This is a genomic window from Desulfobacter hydrogenophilus (assembly GCF_004319545.1).
Lineage (GTDB): Bacteria > Desulfobacterota > Desulfobacteria > Desulfobacterales > Desulfobacteraceae > Desulfobacter > Desulfobacter hydrogenophilus.
In genome coordinates, this window is sequence record NZ_CP036313.1 from 4850090 (window position 1) to 4866043 (window position 15954).

At 48.5% G+C, this 15954-nt stretch carries 15 protein-coding genes; 14 read left to right on the plus strand and 1 reads right to left on the minus strand.

Annotated elements, in window-relative coordinates:
* Positions 1–20: 20 nt before the first annotated feature.
* The 10 genes from proX to EYB58_RS21605 all read left to right on the plus strand — a co-directional run bounded on the left by proX (position 21) and on the right by EYB58_RS21605 (position 9866).
* Positions 21–1055, plus strand: a complete 1035-nt coding sequence (gene proX, locus EYB58_RS21565; protein WP_111959238.1) for a glycine betaine/L-proline ABC transporter substrate-binding protein ProX — start codon at positions 21–23, stop codon at positions 1053–1055.
* Positions 1056–1229: 174 nt separating this feature from the next.
* Positions 1230–1556, plus strand: a complete 327-nt coding sequence (locus EYB58_RS21570) for a hypothetical protein (RefSeq protein WP_111959240.1) — start codon at positions 1230–1232, stop codon at positions 1554–1556.
* Between the two features lie 286 nt (positions 1557–1842).
* Positions 1843–3078 (plus strand): BMP family ABC transporter substrate-binding protein, encoded by a 1236-nt coding sequence (locus EYB58_RS21575; RefSeq protein WP_111959242.1) that lies wholly within the window; start codon positions 1843–1845, stop codon positions 3076–3078.
* A gap of 6 nt (positions 3079–3084) precedes the next feature.
* Positions 3085–4632, plus strand: coding sequence for an ABC transporter ATP-binding protein (locus tag EYB58_RS21580; RefSeq protein ID WP_111959244.1), 1548 nt, complete (start codon positions 3085–3087; stop codon positions 4630–4632).
* 21 nt (positions 4633–4653) lie between these two features.
* The gene (locus tag EYB58_RS21585; RefSeq protein WP_111959247.1) at positions 4654–5733 is read left to right on the plus strand and encodes an ABC transporter permease; all 1080 of its coding nucleotides are present in this window, start codon (positions 4654–4656) and stop codon (positions 5731–5733) included.
* Between the two features lie 85 nt (positions 5734–5818).
* Positions 5819–6739: an ABC transporter permease gene (locus EYB58_RS21590; RefSeq protein WP_111959249.1), complete on the plus strand. Its 921-nt coding sequence runs from the start codon at positions 5819–5821 to the stop codon at positions 6737–6739.
* Positions 6740–6833: 94 nt separating this feature from the next.
* Positions 6834–7379, plus strand: coding sequence for a DUF3334 family protein (locus EYB58_RS21595; protein ID WP_111959251.1), 546 nt, complete (start codon positions 6834–6836; stop codon positions 7377–7379).
* A 32-nt stretch (positions 7380–7411) separates the two neighbouring features.
* Positions 7412–8821, plus strand: coding sequence for a M48 family metallopeptidase (locus EYB58_RS21600; protein ID WP_111959253.1), 1410 nt, complete (start codon positions 7412–7414; stop codon positions 8819–8821).
* 386 nt (positions 8822–9207) lie between these two features.
* Positions 9208–9351: a hypothetical protein gene (locus EYB58_RS23405; RefSeq protein ID WP_165477791.1), complete on the plus strand. Its 144-nt coding sequence runs from the start codon at positions 9208–9210 to the stop codon at positions 9349–9351.
* Positions 9352–9500: 149 nt separating this feature from the next.
* Positions 9501–9866 (plus strand): pyridoxamine 5'-phosphate oxidase family protein, encoded by a 366-nt coding sequence (locus EYB58_RS21605; protein ID WP_111959255.1) that lies wholly within the window; start codon positions 9501–9503, stop codon positions 9864–9866.
* A 213-nt stretch (positions 9867–10079) separates the two neighbouring features.
* Here the strand turns inward: EYB58_RS21605 and fusA are convergent, their stop codons facing one another.
* Positions 10080–12113: an elongation factor G gene (gene fusA / locus EYB58_RS21610; RefSeq protein WP_111959294.1), complete on the minus strand. Its 2034-nt coding sequence runs from the start codon at positions 12111–12113 to the stop codon at positions 10080–10082.
* Between the two features lie 202 nt (positions 12114–12315).
* On the opposite strand from fusA, the gene EYB58_RS21615 reads away from it, so the two are divergent.
* From EYB58_RS21615 to purD, 4 genes are read left to right on the plus strand one after another with little or no spacing between them, the layout of a single operon-like run.
* The gene (locus EYB58_RS21615; protein WP_111959257.1) at positions 12316–12687 is read left to right on the plus strand and encodes a DnaJ family domain-containing protein; all 372 of its coding nucleotides are present in this window, start codon (positions 12316–12318) and stop codon (positions 12685–12687) included.
* On the plus strand, positions 12684–13175 hold the full coding sequence (locus EYB58_RS21620) for an SHOCT domain-containing protein (protein ID WP_111959259.1): 492 nt from the start codon (positions 12684–12686) through the stop codon (positions 13173–13175). The genes EYB58_RS21615 and EYB58_RS21620 overlap by 4 nt, the downstream gene beginning before the upstream one ends.
* A gap of 29 nt (positions 13176–13204) precedes the next feature.
* The gene (locus EYB58_RS21625) at positions 13205–14164 is read left to right on the plus strand and encodes a D-alanine--D-alanine ligase family protein (RefSeq protein WP_111959261.1); all 960 of its coding nucleotides are present in this window, start codon (positions 13205–13207) and stop codon (positions 14162–14164) included.
* Positions 14161–15924 (plus strand): phosphoribosylamine--glycine ligase, encoded by a 1764-nt coding sequence (gene purD / locus EYB58_RS21630; protein ID WP_111959263.1) that lies wholly within the window; start codon positions 14161–14163, stop codon positions 15922–15924. The genes EYB58_RS21625 and purD overlap by 4 nt, the downstream gene beginning before the upstream one ends.
* Positions 15925–15954: the final 30 nt, after the last annotated feature.

Sequence of the window (15954 nt, forward strand, 5' to 3'; positions counted from 1 at the left end):
ACAAAAATAAAGGAAAAATTATGAGCGTCGCAAAAAACATTTGCTTTTTTCTATTCGCAGTTTTCATGATCACAGCCACCCCAGGCTGGGCATCTTCAGACAAACCCGGAGAAGGCATCACCCTTAAACCGGCACGTGCCACCTGGAACACAGGCTATTTCCAGGAAGCGATTGTCAGCCGGGCCTTGACCGAGTTGGGTTATAAAGTAAACAAAGCCAAAGACCTGAAAAACCCGATTTTTTACAAAGCATTGACCTTTGGTGATTTAGACTATTGGTGCAATGGCTGGTTTCCCATGCATAACAGCCAGCTGCCCAAAAACTTTAACGACCAAGCCCAAAAAATCGGATATGTGGCTAAGTCAGGTGGACTTCAGGGATATCTGGTATCTAAAGATGCGGTTGAAAAATACAACATCAAGTCATTGGACGACTTTAAACGCGAAGAGGTTAAAAAGGCCTTTGATAAAAACCATGACGGCAAAGCCGATTTAACCGCCTGCCCTCCGGGCTGGGGGTGTGAAAAAGTAATTGCCCATCACTTAAAGGTTTATGATCTGGAAGATGACATCAATCCGGTAAAAGCCTCTTATGAAGCAGGCATGGCATCTGCCATCGGCGCATACAAAGCCGGTGAACCCATTTTCTTTTATACCTGGACCCCGAACTGGACCGTATATAAACTCAAACCGGGGAAAGACGTGATGTGGGTCAACGTACCAAAAATCCTGCCCACCGAAGCCCAGGCCGTGGCCGTGGACAGAATGACTCAGTCCGGTGTTGAGGGCGCAGTGACGGATCCTGTGAAACTGGGATTTGTTGTTTCAGATATCCGTATTGTGGCCAACAACAAATTTTTGGCGGACAACCCTGCTGCCAAAAAATTTCTTGAACTATTCACCCTTCCCCTTGCAGATATCAATGAGCAGAACACCCGCATGAATGCGGGTGAAAAATCCGCCAAAGATATCCAAAAGCATGTCACTGAGTGGATTGCTAAAAATCAGGCCCAATGGAACGACTGGCTTGCCCAGGCCCGGGACGCTGCAAAATAGACCGTTTTTTTTCGACAGATAAGCCCCCCCCTGCAGGGATACTCCACTGCAGGGGGGGGGGGGCTTATTTTTTGGTGTTCGTATCCTATGTTTAAATAGTTGACGGAAGACCTGTAATAGTCGTATGCTCCTAAAATATTCATTAACCCCCAACTACAAATAAAGGAGAGAACGATGAAAATCAAGATGAGTGTACTGATTGTCAGTGTTGTTTTTCTTTTCGCAATGATCTTTGCCGGCTGCGGAAACCAGGACAAGCCGAAACAAGCACCTGAAGCTGAAACTCAAGCGGTTGAGGAAATCGAAACCCAAGCACCTGAAGCTGAAACCCAAGCAGTTGAGGAAGTTGAAACTCAAGCACCTGAAGCTGAAACCCAAGCAGCTGAGGAAGTGGAGACTCAAGCAGCTGAGCTTGGAAACCAAGTCGTTGACGAAGTTAAAACCCAAGCAGCTGAAAAGGCTGCGGAGGCAAAAGAAGCCTCGGCTGCAGAAAAAAACTGAAAGCCGATTCTATCTATGACGCTTCGGGGTGATTACGGGTGGGTCCATACCCACGAACCGGGCAAAAAAAGAAATTGCTAAAAATCAGGCCCAATGGAACGATTGGCCAGCCCCTAACCGCTGCAAAAGAGACTTGCTTTTTTTCACGACAGTTAAGCCCCCTATCTGCAGGGGGCTTATTTTTTGGTGTTCGTATCTTGTATTTAAATAGTTGACGGCAAACCTGTAGCTATCGTATGATTCTGAAAATTTCTTGATACCCATATTATAAATATTGGAGATAACGATGAAAATCAAAATGAGTGTGATGATTGCCGGTTTTGTTTTTCTTTTCGCAATGATTCTTGCCGGGTGTGGAGAGCAGGACAAACCGAAACAAGCCTATAAAGTCCCTGAAAAAGCAGCGAAGCAGCAGGAAGCACCGACTGCAGGAAAAAAGCTGAAAGCCGGTTTTCTCTATGTGGGACCTGTGGGTGATTACGGGTGGTCCCATGCCCATGACTTAGGTAAAAGGCATGTTGAATCCCTGTACCCCTGGTTAGAAACTGTTATTGTGGAATCCGTTGCCGAATCCGATTCCTTGCGAATTATGGATCGTCTTGTCCAACAGCAAAAATGCGATGTGATATTCACTACCAGTTTCGGTTACATGGATGACACTGTTAAAGCCGCAGAAAAATATCCCGATACAAAATTCATGCACTGCTCCGGGTTCAAGCAAAGTGCCAACCTGGGTACTTATTTTGGCGATCTGTATCAGATGTACTACCTCAACGGTATGATGGCAGGGGCGTTGACCAAGTCCAATAAACTTGGTTATGTTGCGGCCTTCCCCATTCCGGAACTGATCCGTCACATTGACGCCTATGCCCTCGGCGCCAAGGCCGTCAACCCCGATGCCACCGTAAACGTAAAATGGATTTATGCCTGGTATGGTCCGGATAAAGCCAAGGAGGCGGCCGAAGCACTTATTGCTGAAGGCTGTGACGCACTGGCGTTCACCGAGGATACCCCGTCGGTCATTGAAGTGGGTCAGTCCCATTGTGAAAAAGGCAAACAAATTTACACATTTTCCCATTATTCCCCCATGCAGGCCTATGGCAAAGATTCCGTGGTTTCCGGACAGCGCATGGACTGGGGCGGAATGTATGCCAGAATCCTGAAAGATATTTATGAAGGCAACTGGGATCCAAGCCGGGACATCTGGTGGCTGGCCAAGGAAAAGGCTGCCATTCTGGGCGGCAGCCCTGATGACGCCATCAACCCTGAGTTTATTGAACCCTTACAGCAGGCCATGATTAAGACTGAACAATATGGTGAAATCAGCGCCTATGACCTGGTCATGAAACGTTATGAGCAGATGAAACAGGGCGTTGACGTATTTGATCCGTTCATGGGTCCTATTTCAGACAATAAGGGTGAGATCAAAATCAAGGCCGGGGAACGTGCCTCTAAGCAAGACCTGCTTTCCATGATGTATTATGTGGACAATGTAGAAGGTGAAATCCCCAACAGTAATTAATGTCTGATGATTAAAATACAACGCCTTGAAATGAAGGATATTTGCAAGTCGTTCCAGGGTGTCCATGCCAACAAGGATATCAACCTTGAAGTCAATTCCGGGGAAATCCTGGGATTGCTCGGGGAGAACGGGGCCGGTAAGACGACACTGATGAATATTCTTTATGGCATTTACCAGCCGGATTCGGGCAGCATCCTGATCAACGACAAGCCTGTTCGGATATCAAATCCGCTGGAATCCATCAATCTTGGCATTGGGATGGTTCACCAGCACTTCATGCTAATCCAGAATCATTCCGTAATTGAAAACATTGCCTTAGGGTATAAGGCCACCCCGTTTCTATTTCCCCAGAAAGTGTTGCGTAAAAAAATAAAAGCATTTTCAAGCCAGTTTGACTTCCAGATTGATCTTGATCAAAAGGTATGGCAGCTTTCCGCCGGAGAGCAGCAGCGGGTTGAAATAATAAAAACCCTTTTAAACGGGGCAGACCTGCTCATCCTGGACGAACCCACATCCGTTCTGACTCCACAAGAGATCAAAGAGCTCATTGAAATTCTTCGCAGGATGAAGGCCGACGGTCACAGTGTTATTTTTATCTCCCACAAACTCGATGAAATCATGGATATCTGTGACCGGGTTAGCGTACTGCGCAAGGGACGGATTGTGGGTGGCGCCCGGACCAAAGATACGGACAAAATGGGGCTCGCCCGGATGATGGTGGGCAAGGATGTCACCCTTACCACGTTCAGGGAAAAACTACCCAGGGGAGACCGGGTTCTCAGTGTACAGAATATCCATGTCACCGGGGACAAAGGACTTGCCGCAGTTAAAAACGTATCCTTTGAGCTATACAAAAATCAAATCTTCGGTGTGGCTGGTGTGGCCGGAAACGGACAACGGGAGCTGGCCGAGGCCATCACCGGCATCCGGGCCATTGACTCTGGAAAAGTGCTGATTAACGACCGGGACATTACCAACCTGTCACCCCGAAAAATATATGACAACGGGGTATCCCACGTCCCCGAGGAACGCATCCGTTTCGGCATTGCACCGGGCCTTTTCCTGTATGACAATGCCATTTTAAAACAGCATCATCTCAAAAAATTTTCCAAGCGGTATTTTCTTAATTATGAAAGCGTCAAGTTGCACGCAAAATCCATCATAACCGAATTCCGGGTGGCCACACACTCCATTAACAACCAGATCAGAAATCTTTCCGGCGGCAACATCCAGAAACTGATCCTGGGCCGGGAAATCAGTGAGCAACCCCAGTTACTGGTGGCCTCTCACCCCACCTACGGGCTTGATGTGGGCGCCACCCACTTCCTGCGTGAGCACTTGCTGAAACTGTGTCGCCAGGGCAGCTGTGTGCTGCTGTTTTCAGAGGACCTGGATGAAATTTTTGAGCTGTGCGACCGTGTGGCCGTGATTTTTGCAGGTGAGTTCATGGGCATTCTGGAGACGGACGATGAGCGCGTCAATGATATCGGACTGATGATGGCCGGCTCAAAACGCATTGACACAAAGCCGGTTAAAGCAGATCGTGCAAATTAACTAAAACGGCAGCTATTTTCTATGATACGGATTACCACAAGCGACCGCTACAATATCACCCCTTTGAGGTCCTTTATGACCAATGTCGTCGCCCTTGGGGCAGGGATTGTGGCCATCAGCTTTATTTTCCTCGCCTCAGGCGTTAACCCGTTGTATGCGGTCTCCCAAATTTTTATTGAATCCTTTGGGTCTGTTTACGGCATCAAGGAAACCATTACCAAGGCCATTCCCTTGATCCTCATCGGCGCAGGCCTTACCCTTGCGTTCAGGGCCAAATTTTGGAATATCGGAGCCGAGGGGCAGCTGCTCATGGGCGCTATTTTTGCCACATGGACGGCCCAGCATCTGGGCAGTGCCCTGCCCTCTGCAGTTATTGTTCCTTTAATATTTACAGCCGGTTTCATCGGCGGCGCATTATGGGGTATAATCCCGGCCATACTAAAAATTAAATATGCCATCAACGAAGTCATCACTACGCTGATGCTCAACTATATCTGCGCAGAATTTTTGACTATGCTCATTGTGGGACCATGGAAGGGAAAAACCCGGTTCGGATTTCCGGGCACGGATGCCCTGCCCGATGCTGCCATTTTAGGTGTACTGCCGGGATCGCGTATTCATTATGCCACCCTGATCCTGGCCATTGTCTGTTCGGTGGGGCTGTGTATTTTAATTTATAAAACCCGATTCGGATATGAAGCCCGGGTGGTGGGAGAAAACCCGGATGCCGGTAAATATGCGGGTATTGATTTTCTTAGAACAAGTCTCATTCTCATGGCCATTTCAGGGGGACTTGCCGGTTTTGCCGGTGTGGGTGAGGTGGCAGGCATCCACCATTACTTAGGGTATCCGGCCTCGGTATCATCGGGATATGGATTCACCGCCATCATTGTGGCATGGCTGGCCAAGCTGAACCCCTTGTTTGCCATTGTGTCGGGTCTGTTTTTTGCCGGCATTATCGTGGGCGGAGACGCTATCCAGATCTCCTTGGGACTGCCTGCGGCCACAGTTGAAATTGTCAACGGTCTCCTGCTCATCTTTCTAATCATGGGGGATTACTTTTTACATAACAAGATTCAGGTCCGCTCATCCCGAGCATAACAGCGAATAGCTGATAGCTATCAAATATCATCCCGCCCGAAGGGCGATAATTTAAAAATTTATTTGGACTTACAGATAAAACATCATGGAAGAAATTATCATCTCAACAATTCAAAGAACCATGGTGGCAGGCACTCCACTGCTTTTGGCCACAACCGGCGAAATCATCTGCGAAAGGGCCGGCATCCTTAACCTTGGCGTAGAAGGCGTCATGGCCGTCGGTGCCGTCACTGCCTTTATTGTTACCATGACTACTGGGCATCCCTGGCTTGGTGTACTGGCTGCCATGGCAGCAGGCTTTGCCGTCTCCCTGATTCATGCCTTTACGTCGGTCACGCTGCAGGCCAATCAGGTGGTTTCAGGTCTTGCGTTAACCATGCTGGGTTTAGGATTGTCCGGGATGATGGGGAAACCTTATGTGGGAAGGCCCCTGGCTATTAAAATGGATGATCTGGCCATCCCCTTGCTATCGGATCTGCCCTGGATCGGCAAAGCCCTTTTCTACCAGAGTCCCTTTCTTTACCTGGCCATTGTTTTGGCCATCGCCGCTTGGTTTTTCCTGGAGCGTACCCGCATGGGCATTCAGATCAGATCCACCGGAGAAAACCCCAAGGCCACGGAAACCCAGGGAATTAACGTCTCCTTGATTCGATATGCCTGCGTTCTGATGGGGGGTGTGTTCTCCGCCCTTGCCGGTGCCCATCTGTCCATTTCCTACTCATCTTCCTGGGTGGAAGGTATGACTGCCGGTCGGGGGTGGATTGCCATTGCCCTGACCATATTTGCCCTGTGGAATCCGGGTCGGGCCATTTTTGCCTCATTTATCTTTGGCGGCATTTTTGTACTCCAATATCTGCTCCAGCCCCTGGGAATTTCCCCAAATTTTCTTGCCATGCTGCCCTACCTATCCACACTGGTCATCCTTCTGGCCATCTCCTTTAGAGACCCAAGACGGCTCAACGCCCCGGCCTGGTTAGGTGCGGCTTATAAACGAGGTGAACGATAAAAATTTGACTTTTCAATCTATTTTGTCCATAATTTTAAAATTGTCAAAACATCACCCAACCGGATAACCCGACGCGATACAGGAAGGAACCACAATGGAAATCTCAAACAATCAGTCCATTGACAGCATTGCCAAAATTTTCCTGAACACCACCCAGAAAATGCTTGCAAACAGCACAGGCAAAGAAATAAATTACGCCAACACCATCCAAAAAATAACCAGGGTGTCCATGATGCCGGACCTGACCTGCTTTGTTCAGTTCTACGGAGACTATATGGGCCTTGTGATTTTCAATTTCAGTGATGAGGCGGCCTTTGAGATTTACAGGCAATACATGATCAACATGGGCATGCCCGAAGATGAACTGGCCCTCTCTATTTCCGACCCTGAAGTGGCAGATACCATTGGGGAAATCACAAACCAGCTCATGGGGCAGCTAATAAAATCCGTGGAAGAAAAATACGACCTGAATGCCAGTTACGGCCAGCCCAAGGCATTGACCATAAGTTCGGCCATCTCCTTGTCCATTAACGATACGTACACGGAAAACCGCCGACTCTCCTTTAGAATCGATAACTATATCTTCCGCATTGAAATAGCCATGGAGGATTCTGAATTTATTGATGCATCCGGCCTCTGACAAAACCGTCCCCAAAAGCGTTATGAGTAAATATGAGACGATTTAAACAGGCTATAAGCCTCATTATATGCATTGTACTATTATTCCCTGGCAGCACCTTTGCCATCTCCATTCCCGATGAACTCAAGCTTGGCAAAGAATATTTACAACAGCTGAAAAACAAAGGCGTAATTCTTCATGATCCCGTCGCCCAGAAGATGATCGATATTGTGGGTAACGCCATTGTCAAACCATTGCCGCCCCAGCCTTTCCATTTTGATTTTTTCATGATCAATGACGATTCCTTTAATGCCTTTGCCACGCCGGCTGCCAATATTTTTGTGCATCGGGGATTAATTGCATCTCTGGATAATATGGACGAACTTGCAGGCATTCTGGCCCATGAAATCGGCCATGCCGTGGGCAGGCATGTGTCCCAGTCCATTGACCGATCCAAAATAGTGGCGACAGGCAGCTTGGCCGGGATGCTGGCCGGAATCCTGGTGGGTGCCGCAGCCGGCAGTTCAGAAGCGGGCCAGGCCCTGACCATTGGCTCCATGGCTGCCGGACAGTCGGCCATGCTGACTTATACCCGGGAAAATGAAACCGAGGCAGATCAAAAGGCCGTTCTTTTTCTTGAGAAAACAGGATATTCGCCAAAAGGAATACTGGACAGCCTGCTGAAAATCAGGCAGACCGATTACCAAGGAATTGAAAATATTCCCGATTACTTTAAAACCCACCCGGGCACAGCAACCAGGGTATCCCATTTATCCGGCATTCTTGCAGATTACAAACCACCTGTTAACAGCCCCCTACCACCAAAAAATTTTGACTATAATATGGTTAAATACCGGGTGATCGGACTTTACGGAGACACGGACACGTACATCCCAAAAATAGAAATTGCCCTGCAAAACGATCCTGACAATGTGGCCTTTCACTATGGTTTAGGCCTTTTATACGGCCGGGACACACGAATGAATGAAGGAATTGAACAACTCAATAAAGCCCTGGCAAAAGATCCGTTTGAGCCCATGATCCTTTTGGAATTAGGTCGGCTGTACATCCGCAACACTGAATACACTCGTGCCATAACGATTCTGGACAGTATGGCAGATGATCCACTGCTGGGGGATTGGGCCATCCTCAATCGCTCTGTTGCCCAGATCCAAACCGGCAATCTGCCGGCAGCCCAAAGGGGACTTGAACATGTCCTTGGCAACAGCAAACCCGGATTTGAAGAAGCCAACTACCACATGGCCGAAATCATGTCCAGACAATCAAAACAGGCCCTGTCCAACTACTATCTCGGGGTGTATTATGCCCGGATTCATGACGAACGAAATGCGGCCCGCCAGCTTGAGCGTGCCCTTGACACCCTGGATGACGAAAAGATGCGGGAAAAGGTCGAAAAAGAACTGGAAAACCTAAAAAGAACGGGCAAAAAAAGTGCGCATTAGGCCAATCCCATATAACTTACCTTCAGTTTAATTATTTTTTATCGAGTATCTCTCTTATATTTCATAACTATATCTATTCTTGAGAATGGTTTATTTGTGAAATTCAAACCTTCGCCCAATAAGCCCCCTATGGGCAATTACATGACTCGTATATCCTTACATATACAGGCATTTTATGTTTGGGCTACTTTAAAAATTGTTTGGCCAGCTCACGTCCGTTAATTGACGGCATCACAACATCGGTTATCAGCAAGTCTTTTTCCCGGTTTTGAATAAAAATATTTTCTAAACCTTGAAAAAAGTAAGTGGGGACTTATAATATTGACTAAAGACAAGACATAGTCTTTTAAACAAAAAAAGATTACAATCATAAATGAGGTGATAAAATGACTGAAAAAAAAGTTGAAGATTACGTTGAAAACGATCAGGATAAAAACGAAGGTCATGTAGATACCCGCCACCACAACTTTGAATGCGAGAACCCCGACAAACATTTAGGATGCGATCCTGGAATTGATGTAGCCGGGTAGCGCACTTCATATCTAAACTTCAGGGCGGTAAAATTGCCGCCCTGATTTTTGGGATACAGTCATCGGGGTAGGCGACTAAAACATACCTGACAGCCTCCACACGATCCGTTCATCACTTTTAATAAAAACTACATATGGAGATTTTGAACATGTCATTGAAAGATTATTTTGAATCCACTGCCGGAACAGGTATATTGTCCACCGCCAACGACCGTGGACAGGTTAACGCTGCCATCTACTCACGGCCCCATTTTCTTGATGACGAAGTGGCATTTATTATGCGCGACAGACTGTCCCATAAAAATCTTGAATCCAATCCGTCAGCGGTTTATCTTTTTACAGAACAGTCGCCTGAATACCAGGGTAAACGACTGTATATGACCAAAGTCAGAGAAAAGAAAAATTCACCGCTGATTGAATCTCTCAAACGTAGAAAACGCGATACAGACCCAAGCGAAGATCAGTTTCTTGTGTATTTCAAAATTGACCGGGAGCGCCCTTTAATAGGCGGATAGACTTGAAACAACAAGCAACTCACAAAACCAACACGGCATTGCAGATGCCTGTGCAACAAAGAGGTATATAACAATGTCGTGTAAACGCTAAAGCAGCCTAACCTAAGGAACGGGTTTTAAAGAACTTACCCATTTTGCTATATCTGGGGTGCGGGCGTCTCGCCCGCGCTCTCCCAGGTTAAATTAGCTCGAACGTATTCCTAATAAATTGTATCACACGGTATCAAAACTTTTAAACTGCATGGTAAAGGTGCCCCGGCCCTGGGTGGCCGAACGGAGGGCTGTGGAGTAGCCAAACATTCTTGACAGAGGAACCACGGCTTTAATGACCTGGATGTTGGATTTCGAGTTTATGGATTCCACCCTGCCCCCCCTGGCATTGAGATCTGCAATGGCGTCTCCCATATTGGCATCCGGTACAAACACTTCCACATCCATAATGGGTTCAAGCAGGGCCATTTTGGCATTTTTTAGCGCCTCTTTTACGGCCATGGCCGCACAGACCCCAAAACCCAGCTCCGAAGTCTTTCCTTCCTCGCTGAATCCGTCAGCCAGCACTATTTCAACATCCACGATGGGGTACCCTTTAAGGAACCCGCCATCCAGACTCTCCCTGATTCCGGTCTCAATATTCGGAATATACTGGGGTGCAATTTTTTCTTCGGGTACAAGAGACTTAAAGGCAACCCCCTGACCCCGGCCCAGAGGATTAAGTCCCACCGTAACGTTTGCATAGTGGGATTTACCTTGAATCTCCCGCTCAAATACGGCCTGACCGGTTGCAGGTGCTGTAACGATTTCCCGGTAAACCACCTGGGGTTTGCCCACATTCACACTGGTGTTGAACTCTTTGACCATCCTTGAAATAATAATTTCAAGGTGAAGCTCACCCATGCCCGACAAAATGGTCTGGCCGGTCTCCTCATCCTTGCTCACTTTAAGGGTGGGGTCCTCAATCATAAATTTTGCCAGCACATCATCAAGCTTTTCCTGATCTGCATGGGTTTTGGGCTCAATGGCAATGGAGATAACCGGCAGTGCATATTCCATTTTTTCCAGAAACACGGGATGGTCCGGATTACAAAGGGTATCTCCGGTACCGGAGTCTTTAAGTCCCACAATACCGATAATGTCGCCGGCGGAGGCCTCATCCAATCGCTCGCGCTTGTTGGCGTGCATTCTTAAAATTCTGGACAATTTTTCCTTGCGGTTCAGGGTAGGGTTAAACACATCCCCACCCGAAGCAATCTTTCCTGAATAGATCCGGGCAAAAGAGAGTTTGCGGCCCTCAATCATGGAGACCTTGAAGATAAGGGCCGCCAGAGGGCCGTTTTTTTCCGGCTTGAATTCAAGGATCTCATTGGTTTCAGGGTGCTCACCTTTGACCGGGGGAACGTCCTTGGGGCTTGGCAGGTAATAGTCAATGGCGTCTAAAAGCGGCTGGACCCCTTTATTTCTTAGGGCAGATCCGCAAAGCACAGGCACCATGTCCCGGCGAATGGTGGCGGCCCGAATGGCGGCTCGAAGCTCATCCACTGAGATCTCTTCTTCACCCAGGTATTTTTCCATGATGGCATCATCAAGTTCAGACACCGCTTCAAGCAGTTTATCCCGATATTCTTCGGCCAGTTCCCGGAACTCATCTTCAATGGGCCCGGCGGTGTATTCAGCACCCAGGCTCTCATCATTCCAGGCAATCTGCTCCATGGTCAAAAGATCAATAACGCCCTGGAAACGGTCCTCGGCCCCGATGGGCACCTGGATTATCACAGGATTGGCAGACAGCTTCTCCTTGATGGAATCACAGGCGGCAAAAAAATCAGCGCCGGTGCGATCCATTTTATTGATAAAGGCCATTCTCGGGACCTTGTACCGGTCTGCCTGGCGCCAGACAGTTTCAGACTGGGGTTCCACCCCGCCCACGGCGCAAAACACACCAATGGCGCCGTCCAGAACCCGCAAAGCCCGTTCCACCTCCACGGTGAAATCAACATGGCCCGGGGTATCTATAATCTGAATGCTGGCCCCTTTCCACTGGCAATAGGTCACGGCCGAAGTAATGGTAATCCCCCGGTCCTGCTCATCCTGCATCCAGTCCATGGTGGCCTCGCCGTCATGGACTTCGCCTATCTTATGGGACCTTCCCGTGTAATAAAGAATGCGCTCCGTCACTGTGGTCTTGCCCGCATCAATGTGGGCCATAATCCCGATGTTTCTAATCTTTGATATATTTTTTGGCTTGCTCATAGGTATCATATCTATATTAATAATAAGCTCAATAATTCGCATAGTGGTGATACAGTATTGCCCTTTAGGTGTCAAGAAAATAGCTTGCAAAACACAGCCTGGTTTAATAGAATTGGTGTCTTGATGCAGATTTGTGCAAGGCCTGCATTACGCAGCAACCAATCCATCGGAGGCGTCCATTAAGGTATTATGGTCATCTGTTATGATTCCCGGATTTGAATCCATAGTTGAAGAACGTATAAAAGCTGCCCAGAAACAGGGCCGGTTTGACAAACTTGAGGGCCAGGGCAAACCTTTAGTATTTGAGGACAGCCATGTCCCCGATGAGCTTCGCATGGCCCATAAGATCCTGAAAAACTCAGGGTTTCTGCCCCCTGAAGTTGAAATCAGAAAGCAGATGACCCATGTACGGGAACTTATGGACCAGGCCGAACAGGCATCTGCGGATCAGGCAAAGCTGCACAGAAAACTAAATTACCTGATGGCCAAGCTTGATGCGGTCCGTTCAACCGGACCCGTTAGTACCCTGGCCCGGGACCAATACAGAACTTCATTATTGAGAAAAATCAAATGAGTATACGCAAAAAAGATAAAGACGGATTATTTAAAAATATTTTTGTTGCCTATTTTATACTGCTGCTCCACGTTTTTCTTCTGGCCGGCATCGGCCTTACCGTGGTGCTGTTCAAGGGCGTTTACCACTATCTTCCATGGATCATGGCCGGTATTGCCATCCTGGTGCTCGCCATTGCCTGGTTCATTTACGTTAGAATGAGAAATACCTCTTCTTCTCTAAGCGAGGTGCTGGGCACCCCGGAATTTCAAGACAGGGCTGTTGAGATACGACTACTTGGCGGCCTTGCGTCATTTGAAATTAAAGCCAAAGAGCAGCCCTTGCTGCCGAGCCACACCAGCCTTTCCCCCTATTCAGATGCCCGACTCATCGAAAGTGCGGGTGACAGGGCGGAACGAAAAATGCTGGAACTTAACGGGCTGTATGAAAAGGACCTGATCTCCAAAGAAGAATTCGAAAAAGCCCGTCAGAACATCATCCAGGGCTGATCGTCCAATCAATACCAAAGGAAAGATGTATGAAAAAAATCAGGTTGGCGCTGTTGTCAGGCGGGGTATCCACAGAGCGGGAAGTCTCTTTAAACAGTGGAAATCAGGTGTTTGAGGCCCTTGATAAAAAAAAATACGATATTAAACGGTATGATCCCAAATTTGATCTGGCAAAACTTGTAACAGATGCACCGGATATTGATGCGGCCCTGATTATTCTCCATGGACCCTTTGGGGAAGATGGTACGGTTCAAGGACTTTTAGATCTTTTAAACATTCCTTATCAGGGGGCAGGTGTTTTGGGATCAGCCGTTGCCATGAACAAACTGATTGCCAAAAGACTTTACCGCCAAGCCGGTATCCCAACACCCGACTATTTATCCATTTGCACCCACGCGCCGGTCCCGGATCCTGACAGGTTAAAGGCCCTTGGACTTCCCCTTGTGGTCAAACCGGTCTGCGCCGGTTCTTCGGTGGGCATGAGCATTGTATCGGATAAAAACGATCTGTCACAAGCCATTGACAAAGGGTTTCAAAACGATGACACCTTGATCCTTGAGCAATATATCAAGGGCACGGAACTGACCTGCGGGGTTTTGGGCAACCAGGACCTTGAGGCCCTGCCTGTCATTGAAATAGTCCCTGGTGACGGCCATGAATTTTTTGATTACCATGCCAAATACGTGGCAGGAGCAACCAATGAAATATGCCCGGCGCGCATTGATGAACACACCACAAGGAAGGTACAAAAATTAGCTATTGAAGCCCACAGGGCCCTATTCCTTAAAGGCTATTCCAGAACAGACATGCTGCTTTTGGACGGTGAACTGCATGTCCTTGAAACCAACACCATCCCCGGCATGACAGCCACCAGTCTTTACCCCCAGTCCGCAGCCAAGGCGGGCTATGAATTTGGCGTCCTCATGGACAAACTCATTGAACTTGCCATAGAAGAAAATAAAAGAACGAATTTAAGGAGAGCCCGATGAAAATTCTTGTAGTCGGCAGCGGCGGCCGGGAGCATACCCTGGTTTGGAAAATCGCCAAAAGCCCGCTTGTAGATAAAATATACTGTGCCCCGGGAAATGCCGGCACCGCCACCCTGGCCGAAAATGTAAATATCAGTGCTGAAGATATTGACGCCCTGGTAACTTTTGCGGAAAAAAACCAAATTGATTTGACTGTTGTGGGTCCCGAAGGGCCTCTGGTAGCGGGCATTGCAGATATTTTTGAGCAAAAAGGACTGGCCGTGTTCGGTCCATCCGGCGCCGCAGCACAGCTTGAAGGCTCAAAAGTCTTTTCCAAAAATCATATGCTCAAGTACGCGATCCCGTGTGCGGCAGGCAAAGCCTTTACCGATCCTGAGCGGGCCAAGCTTTATGCAAAAGCGTTGGGTGCACCCTGCGTTGTCAAGGCGGACGGGCTTGCTGCGGGCAAGGGAGTCATTGTCTGTACAAGCCTTGAAGAGGCAAACACCGCCATTGACGACATGCTGGAAGGCAACAAATTCGGTGATGCCGGCGCCGTGGTGGTAGTGGAAGAGTGTCTTAAAGGCGAAGAAGCCTCCTTTATTGTCTTTACAGACGGCAACACGGTGCTTGCTCTGCCTGAATCCCAAGACCACAAACGCATATTTGATGATGACAAAGGTCCCAATACCGGCGGCATGGGCGCATACTCTCCGGCACCTGTTTTAGATCACCTGCTGCGCACAAAGGCCATGGAAGAGGTGATGATCCCGGCGGTGAAAGGTATGGCCAAGGAAGGCACGCCCTTTAAAGGGGTACTCTATGCCGGATTAATGGTAGACAAAGACAACATCAAGGTGTTGGAATTCAACACCCGTCTTGGGGATCCTGAAACCCAACCCATACTTATGCGTCTGAAAAACGACATAGTGCCTTTGATGGAAGCCTGCTGCAACGGCACCCTGCACAACCATACAATTAATATCGATCCACGAGCGGCCATGTGTGTGGTCATTGCTGCCGGGGGATACCCGGGGCCTTACGAGAAGGGCTATGAAATCACAGGGATTGATCAAGCCAACCGCGTCAAAGACACTGTGGTATTCCATGCCGGCACTGCCATGAACAACGACAAAGTAGTGGCATCCGGAGGCCGGGTGCTTGGGGTGACATCCCTGGGTGATACGGTTGAAGACGCCATTAATACGGCCTATGAAGCCTGTGACAAAATCAATTTTAAAGACTGCTTTAAAAGAACGGATATTGGGGCCAAAGCATTAAAGCGCATGGCCATCCCGCCCCAGGTGGGTGTGATTATGGGATCCGACTCTGATTTTTCGGTGATGAAAAGCGCCCTGGTCATGCTCAAAAAATTCGACATCCCCTACTATGTCACTGTGGCCTCTGCCCACAGGACCCCGGACAAGGCCGTGAAGCTGGCAACCCAGGCCCGGGAACAGGGGGTCAAGGTGCTCATTTGCGGCGCAGGGCATGCGGCACATCTAGCCGGTGTCATTGCCGCCCACACCACCCTGCCTGTTTTGGGTGTTCCCATTGACTCCAGTGCCCTTCAAGGCATGGATGCGCTTCTGGCAACGGTGCAGATGCCCCCCGGCATTCCGGTTTCCACCATGGCCATTGGTAAATCCGGGGCCCAGAATGCCGGCATCACAGCGGCCCAGATCATCGGGGTTTCTGATCCGATGGTGGCGGAGAAACTGGCTGCATTTAAAAAGGAAATGGCCGATAAGGTGGAACAAAAAGCGGCATCTTTTGCTTGATCCTGCTTTAGGCTTTCTTCAAAAAAAATC